This window comes from Microcoleus sp. Pol12A5, from assembly GCF_036701435.1.
Classification (GTDB): domain Bacteria; phylum Cyanobacteriota; class Cyanobacteriia; order Cyanobacteriales; family Microcoleaceae; genus Microcoleus.
The window spans coordinates 1-11,462 of the sequence record NZ_JAUBQU010000156.1; the positions used below are offsets into that span (position 1 = coordinate 1).

At 47.6% G+C, this 11,462-nt stretch carries 5 protein-coding genes and 1 tRNA gene; 2 read left to right on the top strand and 4 right to left on the bottom strand.

Going from position 1 to position 11,462, the window contains the following annotated elements:
- Positions 1 to 42: 42 nt before the first annotated feature.
- Positions 43 to 669: an alpha/beta hydrolase gene (locus QUA45_RS25640; RefSeq protein ID WP_333222569.1), complete on the top strand. Its 627-nt coding sequence runs from the start codon at positions 43 to 45 to the stop codon at positions 667 to 669.
- A 108-nt stretch (positions 670 to 777) separates the two neighbouring features.
- Here the strand turns inward: QUA45_RS25640 and gcvT are convergent, their stop codons facing one another.
- From gcvT to QUA45_RS25660, 4 genes are all read right to left on the bottom strand, one after another.
- Positions 778 to 1,929, bottom strand: a complete 1,152-nt coding sequence (gene gcvT / locus QUA45_RS25645; RefSeq protein WP_333096621.1) for a glycine cleavage system aminomethyltransferase GcvT — start codon at positions 1,927 to 1,929, stop codon at positions 778 to 780.
- Positions 1,930 to 2,121: 192 nt separating this feature from the next.
- Positions 2,122 to 2,194, bottom strand: a tRNA-Ala gene (locus QUA45_RS25650).
- A gap of 153 nt (positions 2,195 to 2,347) precedes the next feature.
- A complete protein-coding gene (locus QUA45_RS25655; RefSeq protein WP_333079270.1) occupies positions 2,348 to 2,551 on the bottom strand; it encodes a hypothetical protein in 204 nt (67 codons plus the stop codon).
- 434 nt (positions 2,552 to 2,985) lie between these two features.
- Positions 2,986 to 7,722, bottom strand: coding sequence for a glutamate synthase-related protein (locus QUA45_RS25660; RefSeq protein ID WP_333222571.1), 4,737 nt, complete (start codon positions 7,720 to 7,722; stop codon positions 2,986 to 2,988).
- Positions 7,723 to 9,207: 1,485 nt separating this feature from the next.
- Between QUA45_RS25660 and QUA45_RS25665 the strand changes: the two genes are divergently transcribed.
- The coding region (locus tag QUA45_RS25665) for a serine/threonine-protein kinase PknK (RefSeq protein ID WP_333222573.1) at positions 9,208 to 11,462 on the top strand (2,255 nt) is incomplete at its 3' end.

The following is an 11,462-nucleotide window of genomic DNA, read 5'->3' on the forward strand; positions in this document are numbered from 1 at the left end:
TCTTGCACCCTTCCACCTTTTTAGGATAACACAACTCATACAGTGTTTACTTTTGCAACTGCTTCAGCAAACCCTAAATATACCATACTTTACAGTCACGGAAATGCGGAAGACTTGGACGGCATTTTGTGGCTACTCAGAGAGATTCGAGATAGCGGGTTTGCTGTGTTTGGCTATGATTATCAAGGTTACGGCACGAGTCAGGGAAATCCTTCTGAGTATAATACTTATGGTGATATTGATGCTGTTTACAATTATTTAACGCAACAGTTGGGAGTACCTGCAAAGCAAATTATTCTTTACGGGCGTTCTGTGGGGGGTGGGCCGGCAATTGATTTGGCTTCCCGGCAAAAAGTGGGCGGTTTGGTGGTTGAAAGTTCCTTTGTTTCGGCTTTTCGGGTGTTGACGCGGATTCCGATTTTACCCTTTGATAAGTTTGTGAATATTGATAAAATTGGCAAAGTGCGATCGCCTGTCTTGGTGATTCATGGTAAGGCTGATGAGGTGGTTCATTTTTGGCATGGAGAGCAGTTGTTTGCAGTGGCGAAGCAGCCGAAATTGAATTTTTGGGTTGATGGGGCCGGTCATAATGATTTGATGGATGTGGCGGGCGATCGCTATGCTGCAACTTTGCGACAATTTGCTAAGCTAGTAGATGAGTCTTCTTGACCAAGATGAGCAACGGGCTAGAAGCCCGTTCCACAAAACATACACTTATACTTTATTGTGAACCGTCGCTATGACCAAAGACCCTGAATTAAGGCTTACCTACTTAATTTAACTGGGGCGGTTTGGCGAGCGATAAAATGGTTTTTTCACCACACTAGCCGGATAGTTTTTCCCGCGAATTTCGATTTCTAATTGCTGACCGATTTTCGCTAATTTTGCTGGAACAACCGCGAGGGCTACTGCCCGATTCAAAGTAGGCGATAATGTACCGCTAGTAACTTCTCCTACTGTTTCGCCTTCAAATATTACCGGGTAGCCGTGGCGTGCAATGTGCCGCCCCTGCATTTCTAGCCCTACCAACCTCTTTGATACTCCACTCGCTTTCTGCTGTTCCAAAACCTCGCGGCCAATAAAATCACCTTTGCTATCGAGGTGAACTACCCAACCCAATCCAGCCTCTAAAGGCGTGATATTGTCGTCGATATCTTGACCGTAAAGAGCCATTGCTGCTTCTAAACGCAAAGTATCTCTCGCGCCCAATCCGCAGGGAACAACGCCAGCAGCTAACAATTTTTGCCACAGTTCTTTTCCTACTTCGGCATCCACCATGATTTCAAACCCATCTTCGCCGGTGTAACCTGTTCTGGCGATAAAACTCGGCTGTCCCAACAGATTTATTTCTAAGTGACCGAAAGCTTTAATTGGTGCGAGGCTGTCTTCCACAAAAGGCTGGATATAGTTAACAGCTTCGGGCCCTTGAATTGCAATTAAAATTTTATCTTCGGAGAGGTCTGTAAAACTGAGTTCGCTCAATTCTAAGTGAGTAGCGATCCATGCTTTGTCGGCGAGGCGAGTGGCGGCGTTGACAATGATTACTGCACGTTCTTCGCTAGTGATAGGGTCGGGTTCTTGGCAGTAGAAAATAATGTCGTCTAAGATGCAGCCTTTGGCATTTAGCAAGACTGTATATTGAGCTTGACCGGGTTGCAAGCGGCTCAAGTCTGAGGGTACTAAGGGTTGAAATTTTTCTCTTACTTGTTTCCCTGTCAAACAGAATTTTCCCATGTGGGAAATGTCGAACATTCCTGCTTGCTGGCGTACTGCTTGGTGTTCGCTGCTGATGCCTGCGTACTGCACCGCCATCTCCCACCCGGAAAAGGGTACCATCCGGGCTTTGAGTTCTAATGATAGGTCGTACAGAGGCGTGCGGGCAAGTTGGCTCGGACTCTCTGGATTGCTGGATTCAGTTGACTTTGCCACAGGTAGCGCTTTGGTTGCGGGTAGACTGTTTTGATTTTACGGGAAAATTGGTTTTCGCGGTGTGTAGCCCGATCGAATTTAACGACACGCCTATGCTGTTTAGGTACAAGTCGCGATCGAATTTAAGCACGCGGTGGTAATGTTTCGGTACAAATTAGGACACAGCAGTGATGTATCCCTAATCTTGATTAATGGAGAATAGCGGGCTCGAACCGCTGACCCCTACAATGCCATTGTAGTGCTCTACCAACTGAGCTAATTCCCCTTTCTTTTCGCGCTCTCAATCATGCCTTAACTGACCAATATTTGTCAAGCTTTTTGGAGAAATTAGTTTTGAGCCTTCGGCTAGCAAGGCTTTCGGCTTTTTTTTCACAAAACTCTCCTCGCTTCTGGACAAGGGTCAATCGCCTACTATCATTTAGTAAGTGTGTTGGGATATTTCAGTTAAATGGCTCAAACAAGACCCCATGAGAAAGTAGACGACTAGCAGGGCGGCGGCTGAGACCGCAACTAGAGCACCTGCTAGCATTAGTGAAAATTCCCGTTGCGCGATCGCCTCTTGCATTAAGTGCAAAGACCAGGCAACGAGGGCAACGTCAATTATTAAAATAGAAATCAGCATAAGTTACGATTTGTAACAGCTCACCTATTGTAACAAAACTTTTCGCTCCGTGCAGATAAGCTCAGGCGTATTTAACTTTTGCTGTAAAACCCTGAGGGAGCAGGGGAAAGCTAGTGAGAAAAACTTATAGCTTTTATTGATAATTACAATATGCAAAGTAAATGAGAGCTAGCTCAGCTTTAGAGGTGGCGTTTTTGACTGTTGAGCGATCGATTAAGAGCCCGATAGCTGCGCTTTACACGCTTTTTTGAGGGGTCAGGGTGCGATCGGCCTTGGAGTATAAGTGATGTGATAGCAATTTTTGTAAATAGAAAAGAAAGTGCGATCGCAACTTTTGTTCTAGCCAAGCGCAAATCATCAGAAATTGTTGAGTATGTGAAGATTAAAAAAGGGGCAACTCGCGTCGCCCCTCATCTATTTAACCAACTGCAAAATTACACTTCCACAGCAATCTTTTGTTCCGAAGCCTCCGGCGAATTCGCTTCACTCGGCGGCACAACTTGCCAGAACTTAGGCAAATATTCCGACCAATTTGCTAAAATCTTCTCAGCTTTCTTGCTACCGGTTCGATCGCGCTGAGCCTCAATCAACTCCTTCAATTGCGCCTCCCCAGCAGCCGTACAAACGCGCTGCATCTTCACAATCTCCCCGTTGACGTGAGCCGGGAAAGTCCCATCTTCATCGAGGAAATAAGCCAAGCCACCAGTCATTCCAGCGCCGACGTTGCGGCCGACTTTTCCTAACACGACAATTACGCCGCCCGTCATGTACTCGCAGCAGTGATCGCCCGCACCTTCAATGACTGATTTCGCCATTGAGTTACGCACCGCAAACCGTTCGCCAGCTTTACCCGCAGCCAACAGAGTTCCCCCCGTCGCACCGTACAAACAAGTGTTGCCGACGATCGCATTTTCGGAAGCATCGTAAGTCGCACCAGCCGGCGGTGCGATCGCGATTTCGCCACCGTGCATCCCTTTACCAACATAGTCATTGGCTTGGCCTGACAGTACCAGCGTCATCCCCGGCAAATTGAACGCGCCGAAGCTTTGGCCCGCGCTACCAGTGAAGTTGAGGGTGATTTGACCGCTAAAGCCCGTGTTGCCGTGTTGCTGTGCGATCGCACCTGCCAAACGCGCTCCCACAGTGCGATCGGTATTCACCAATTTTACACTCTTGCTAACAGTGCCGTGATTGGCGATCGCACTTTGAATCTCCGCATCCGCGAGCAAATCGTCGTCTAACACAGGCCCGTTGGTGTGTACGTCGCCGTGAATCAAGAAAGATCGATCGCTCTTAGTATCCGGTAACTTGGTCAAACAATCCAAATTAATTGCTTGAGTTTTAGTTAGTTTCACCCCATCGCGCATTTTCAACAAATCCGCGCGGCCGATGATATCTGCGATCGACTTATAACCCAATTTCGCCAGCAAACTCCGCACTTCTTGTGCTACGAAATAGAAGAAATTAACAACGTGTTCCGGCGTTCCGGGGAACCGTTTCCGCAAGTGTTCTTGTTGAGTTGTCACCCCCACCGGACAACTATTCATGTGGCAAACGCGAGCCATAATGCAGCCTTCTGCAATCATTGCCACCGTGCCGAAACCGTACTCTTCGCCGCCCATCAAAGCGCCTACAATCACGTCCCAGCCGCTTTTAAAGCCACCGTCAACGCGCAGCAAAACTCGATCGCGCAATTTATTTTCCATCAGCACCCGGTGAACTTCGGTCAACCCGAGTTCCCACGGAGAACCTGCGTGCTTAATCGAACTCAGTGGCGAAGCACCGGTGCCGCCATCGTGGCCGGAAATTTGAATCACATCAGCATTGGCCTTGGCGACACCAGCCGCTACAGTCCCGATGCCGACTTCCGACACCAACTTCACCGAAACTCCTGCTTTCGGATTGATTTGGTGCAAGTCAAAAATCAACTGCGCCAAATCCTCGATCGAATAAATATCGTGGTGAGGAGGAGGCGAAATCAGCGTGACACCCGGTTTCGATCGGCGCAAATAAGCAATGTACTCGCTCACTTTCGCCCCTGGCAATTGACCGCCTTCACCCGGTTTCGCACCTTGTGCGATTTTAATTTCGATTTGTTCGGCGTTCATCAGGTACTCAGGAGTCACCCCGAAGCGTCCCGAAGCTACTTGTTTGATGGATGAAGAAGCTGTATCGCCGTTCTGCAAACCTTTTAAGTGAGGTAGCGTTTGTGAGAAACCGCTCTCGCTCACATCGTTTAGCACTTTGTAGCGCACCGGGTCTTCGCCGCCTTCGCCGGAGTTCGATTTACCGCCGATACGGTTCATGGCAATCGCTAGCGTTTCGTGGGCTTCCGGGGACAAAGCGCCGAGAGACATTCCGCCCGTGGCGAAGCGTTTGACAATATCTGCTACAGATTCTACGTCTTCAATGGGAATGGAAGGACGATCGCTCTGGAAATCCAGCAAATCCCGCAAAGCCGTTACCGGGCGATTTTCGAGCTGTTTCTTGTAAACCTCGTAATGGTCGTAGGCACTTTCACCATTTTTGTCACCAAATGGTGTCATTTTTGCTTGGGCCCCGTTGCCGTTACCGTTAGTTTGAGCCTTAAAAGTAGTCACAGCCTTGTGCAAAGCCTTGGCCATTTCCGGGCTGTTCATGTGATATTCACCGCCCCGGCGGTACTGCACAAAGCCGTAATTTTCCAGCTTTTTGAGGTGCAATTCTGGGAAAGCCTGACTGTGGAAAGACATTACCTCGTTAGCCAGTTCCGCGACACTCAAACCGCCGATGCGAGAAACCGTGCCTTTGAAGCCCAAATCGAGCAGATCGCCGCCAATGCCGATCGCCTCAAAGATTTGCGCCCCCTGATAGCTAGACAGCAGCGAAATCCCCATTTTCGACATAATTTTCAGCAAGCCGTTTTCCACCGCTGTGCGGTATCTAGCTTGAGCCTGCGTCACGGTAATATTGGGAACTTTGCCGTGCTGCATCAAGTTTTGAGTCTTGGGGTCAGACCACCAGGCGCGCACGCTTTCCAATGCCAGGTAAGGGCAAACAGCCACCGCCCCGTAACCGAGCAAACAAGCGAAGTGGTGAGTGCTCCAACATTGGGCGGTATCGACCACTAGGGAAGTTTGCATCCGCAGGCCGACGCTAATTAAGTGGTGGTGAACCGCACCAACTGCCAGGAATGGCGGAATATAAGTGCATTCTGCACTCAATCCCACAGAAGAGCCATCGCCTTCTTTTTTCAAAAGTCGATCGCTCAAAATCAGAATTCTCGAACCCTCGCGCACCGCTTGAGCGGCCTCTTGACAAAGTTGCTCGACTGCTGTGTTCAAACCGCTAGGCCCGGCGGCAATTTTGTAAAGCGTTGACAATTCGGTAGCTAGGAAAGACTTTTGGTCTTTCAAGACAGACAGTTCAGCGTCGTTGAGTACGGGGGAATCAATTTTCAGCCGCTTGGCATTTTCCGGCACTGCTTGCAGCAAATTGCCCCGCAGGCCGACATTCATCGTCAGCGACATCACCATCCCCTCGCGCAGGGGGTCGATCGGCGGATTTGTCACTTGAGCGAACCGCTGTTTGAAATAGTTGTACAGCAACTGAGGCTTTTCTGACAACACAGCCAAGGGAACGTCGTCGCCCATGCAGAAAGTAGGTTCTTTCCCAGAACTGGCCATCTCGACGATCACCATGTCCAAATCTTCGGCTGTATAACCGAAAGCTGTTTGGGTTGCTAACAGCGTTTGCGAGTCGAGCGTTGGGGTTTCGGCAAAAGGCTGCGGTTCCAAGGTTTCGCGGTGTTTTTGCAGCCATTCGCCGTAGGGATGCCGCTTAGCAATTCGCTGTTTGAGTTGCCAATTTTTGAGAATTTCTTGAGTTTGCAGGTCAACTGCAATCATTTGTCCTGGCCCCAAACGGCCTTTTTCGACAATATCTGCTTCGGGAATATCGACAACTCCGGCTTCGGAAGCAACAATTACCAAACCGTCTTTAGTAATGCAGTAGCGCGCCGGCCGCAAACCGTTGCGATCGAGCGTAGCACCTACTTGTTTCCCGTCGCTGAACACCAGCAGTGCGGGGCCGTCCCAAGGTTCTTGAAGGCCGCTGTAATATTCGTAAAAATCGACAATTTCTGGATAAGGAGCCAAATCCGGCTGATTTTTGTAAGCTTCGGGAACCAGAATTGTCAGGGATTCCAGGGGGGTGCGGCCGGAGTGTACCAACAACTCCATCACGTTGTCCAAGTTTGCCGAATCGCTGCTTTCGGGGTTGACAATTGGGTTAAACGTGTCGATATCAGCTTGACTCCAATTCGGGTGAGCTAAATTCGCTTGCCGCGCTTTCATCCAGGTAATATTGCCCAACAGCGTGTTAATTTCCCCGTTGTGTCCCAGCAAGCGCATGGGCTGGGCTAAGTGCCAGCGGGGCATGGTATTGGTGCTGAAGCGCCGGTGATAGACGGCAAAGGAGCTTTTATAAGCGGGATTTTTCAGGTCTGGGTAAAATTCTGCTAGTACGGCCGATCGCACCATGCCTTTATAGACGATCGTGCGGCAGGAGAAAGAGCAAGTATAAAAGTCTTCGCGGGTGAAGTTGGGCCGATTTGACAGCGCGTGTCCGATCGTGCGGCGCGCCAGAAATAGGTGTCTGTCGAGTTCGTCTCCGGCTAATTGCGGTGAACTGACAATTACTTGTTCGATTTTAGGTTGATTTTCTAGCGCTTGCTCGCCCAAAACCGACGGTACAATGGGAACTTTGCGCCATCCCACAACTGTCAGCCCGCGATCGGTCAGAACTTCCTCAACCACCTGTCGCGCTATATTCGCTTGACTTTCATCTTGAGACAGGAAAAGCATTCCCACGCCGCAGTTTTCCCGCGCCGGAGGCACAATTCCCTGTTCGGCAAACCAAGCATCGAGCAATTCCCAAGGAATCGCGGTCATCAAACCCGCACCGTCGCCGGAATCTTGGTCGGCGCTGCAACCGCCGCGGTGTTCCAGACAAGTTAAGGCTGGCAGAGCTTTTTGAATTAAGGAGTGAGTAGCTGCACCGTTTTGATTGGCAATAAAACCCACACCGCAGGCATCTCTTTCTTCCACTAACCAGCTTTGGCCGGCATAAGGAGTTCCTCGCTCAGTCTGATGCACGTTTCTATTTCTGTTTGGATCGATCGTGTTACCCATGTTGATTGAATGTTATTTCCGTGATTGTGTGGTGGATGCGTTTTTATAGCTCGGAGAGAGAAGGCTGCCGAGCGGTGGGAGCCTAGTAAACTTTAAGACAGCACATTGGAAGCTGATTTGATTAAAAATTTACGTCTATGCGGCCTGTACTTAGCACTTAAACCCTGTTTGCAGATTTTAAATTATCTCGCTAGCATCCTCTCGGAGATGTCTCCTAGAATACCCGGCTGTTAAAAAGCAGTGATTCTTGGAGAAATTGCCACCATGCGACTAGATACATTGCAGCCGATTCCCTACGGGATAGCTGCGCTTCACGAGTGTTTTGGGTGGGTTTTTCCTGAGTTCGCAAGGGTAGCCTTGCGGACTCAAGTAGATAGTAACTTTAGCGTTATTTTGCTTGCTGCGCTGTTGAGTTGCTTTCGTCAGCGCCCGCAGACACAAAAGCCACCTGCCCGCTCAGTCGGTAGGTGCAATGTAGGAGCGCGGTTCACAACTGGTGAAACCTGTCTTATTGTGAAGTCAACTCTCAAGCCGCGAACATCAAGTTTATCAAAAAATTGATAAAATTTCACCCATTACAGTCAGAGTTTGTGTGCAAGTCTTGTCAGCGATCGTCCAGAACCCACGCTAAGATGCCTAGCCGAAAAAGGTTGACAGTTATCCATAACTCTAATTTATATTTTCCCCCGCAAAGTTTTGTCAGTCATCAATGCAGGCTATTTCCAGGATTTCTCACACATTAGGAGCATCTGGTAGAGCCGGCGCCACTTTTTTGACCACGCCCCCAAATGGATACTTGCTTGCTGACAGGATTCGGGGAGAGGCAAAAATTTTAGACTACTGTTCAAGCTGCCAGATTCATTGAAGTAAATCTCAAATCTCAAACTCAACTCGACTAACGCTCACAACCTTGTCATTGGTAATTTTGTTTAGCTCAACCGTGAGCGTTTTTACAGATTTGATTGGCATGGGGAATATTTCATGCCTATCTTTTATAAAAGAAAGCCATTTAGCGGAAATCGTAAGAGTGGTAAAATGTGCCGATGGTTATTACGCTCAATTCTGCATACAGGTAGACCTAGATTCACTTATATAAATCCTGGTAATCATATTACATTAAAAATAGAAATTCAAATAAGTTGACAATGATTAAAATGGCAGATAACTTAAGAATTCAATCTGTTCTCCTAACGAAGAGGTTAGATTAAATCAAGCCTGCCAACTTTTATTTTTGGGTGTTAATGACTCAGCAAATAGGCCAAAAGCTAAAGTTACTTTAGGTTGGCGCGATCTCAAAATAATAAGTAGACAACCTAAAGCACCCCAAATATTAAGTCTTGTTTGAAAAATCGCTTTTTTATAATTTAAGCTAGAAAGTAGCTTAAACTAAATATAGTTAATCAATAGCACAGCCGATAGAGGGAATATAGTAGATATTAACTCTAAAAAGCTTCAGCTAGACAGAAGCAGTAGGAATACGTAGATATGGCTAGCATAACAAATATTTTTCGAGGATATCAGATTAACGAGCAAATATACGCAGGCAATCGAACTCTAGTTTATCGTGGCCGTCGGTCTTCCGATCAGCAGCCCGTCGTGATCAAACTGCTGCGAAATGACTTTCCCCGCTTCCACGAACTGGTTCACTTCCGCAATCAGTTTGTCATTACTAAAAACTTAGAGATCCCCGGCACTGTCAAGGCATACAGCCTGGAGACTTACCATAACCACTATGCTCTGGTGATGGAAGACTTTGGCGGAATTTCCTTAAGTAGCTACCTCGCTAGTCTGGTGTTCGCCAGCAGGGAACCTCTGGAAGGGCTGCCTATTAACGAGTTTCTTCCCATTGCAATTCAAATTGCCAACTCGCTCGACGGACTTTATCGCCACCACGTCATCCATAAAGACCTCAAACCCGCCAACATTTTAATTAACCCTGCCAGCAAACAAGTTAAGCTGATTGACTTCAGCATCGCTTCCCTGTTGCCGCGCCAAACCCAAGAAATTCAAAATCCCAACCTCCTCGAAGGCACTTTACCTTACATATCTCCCGAACAAACTGGGCGAATGAACCGAGGCATTGATTACCGCACGGATTTCTACTCTCTGGGAGTTACATTCTACGAACTGCTCACGAGACAGTTGCCTTTCCAAAGCGAAGATCCGATAGAGTTAGTACACTGTCACCTTGCCAAGCAGCCTATTCCAGTCCATCACCTTAACAAAAGCGTTCCATTGGTGCTGTCTGAAATTGTTAGCAAACTGATGGCGAAGAATGCTGAAGATAGGTATCAAAGTGCTCTAGGACTCAAGTTTGATTTGGAAACTTGTTTGTACCAGTGGCAAAAAACTGGAGAAATCGCCTCTTTTAAACTAGGGCAGCGAGATTTGTGCGATCGCTTCATCATTCCCGAAAAATTATATGGTAGAGAGAACGAAGTATTCTCCCTACTAGCAGCCTTCGATCGCGTGAGTGCAGGAAGCGCGGAAATGATGCTGGTGGCTGGCTTCTCAGGTATTGGCAAAACCGCCGTCGTCAACGAAGTTCACAAACCGATTGTCGCAGCTAGAGGCTACTTCATCAAAGGCAAATTCGACCAATTTGGACGCAGCCAACCATTCTCAGCTTTTGTACAAGCTTTTCGCGATTTAATGAAGCAATTGCTGAGCGAAACAGATGCGAAAGTTGAACAGTGGAAGACTCAAATCCTGGCAGCATTGGGCGAGAATGCTCAGGTAATCGTTGAGGTGATTCCCGAACTAGAACGGATTATCGGAGAGCAACCACCCGCACCAGAGCTTTCGGGCAGCGCTGCCCAAAATCGCTTCAATCGGTTATTCGAGAACTTCATTCAACTCTTCACAACCAAAGAACATCCCCTCGTCATCTTCTTAGACGACTTGCAATGGGCCGACTCAGCCTCATTAAAGTTGATTCAACTTTTGACGAGCGATCGCGATCGGCAGTATCTCTTTTTAATTGGAGCGTATCGAGATAACGAAGTCAGTCCCGTACACCCTTTGGTGGTGACATTATCCGACATTCAAAAAACCGGAGCTACTGTAAACACCATTACCCTCGCGCCACTCGATTGCGTCAATTTGAATTGTTTGATTGCCGATACTTTAGTTTGTTCTAGAGGGTTGGCTATGCCCTTAACAGAACTGATAGATCAAAAAACCCAAGGCAATCCATTTTTCAGCACGCAATTTCTCAAATCTTTGCATGAAGATGGGCTAATTACATTTAATTTTGAGGAGCGGTATTGGGAGTGCGATATCGCGAGAGTGCGAACCTTAGCCCTGACAGATGATGTTGTCGAGTTCATGGCGATTCAATTGCAAAAGTTGCCAATCCAGACGCAAGAAGTTTTAAAGTTAGCTGCCTGCATTGGTAACGAATTTGATATAGAAACGCTGGCGGTAGTGTGTGAAAAATCTTCTTCAGATACGGCAGCCACATTGTGGCCAGCTTTGCAAGCAGGGTTAATTCTCCCACTAACTGAAGTTTATAAGTTTTTCACTTCAGAGGAGTTTGAATTCACAAATCAGAATTCAGAAGAAGAAAGCAATACTTCTGACTCGTGGTTCCAGAATCCAGAATCCTGTTATTACAAATTTCTGCACGATCGCGTACAGCAAGCAGCTTACGTTTTGATTCCCGAATCCCAGAAACAATCCACTCACCTCAATATTGGTCAACTTTTGTTGATTAATACTCCAACAACAGAAAGGGAAGA

Coding starts and splice junctions, on each gene's coding strand:
- QUA45_RS25655 (WP_333079270.1), bottom strand. CDS start 2,551: ATGCTGATTTCTATTTTAATAATTGACGTTGCCCTCGTTGCCTGGTCT.
- QUA45_RS25660 (WP_333222571.1), bottom strand. CDS start 7,722: ATGGGTAACACGATCGATCCAAACAGAAATAGAAACGTGCATCAGACT.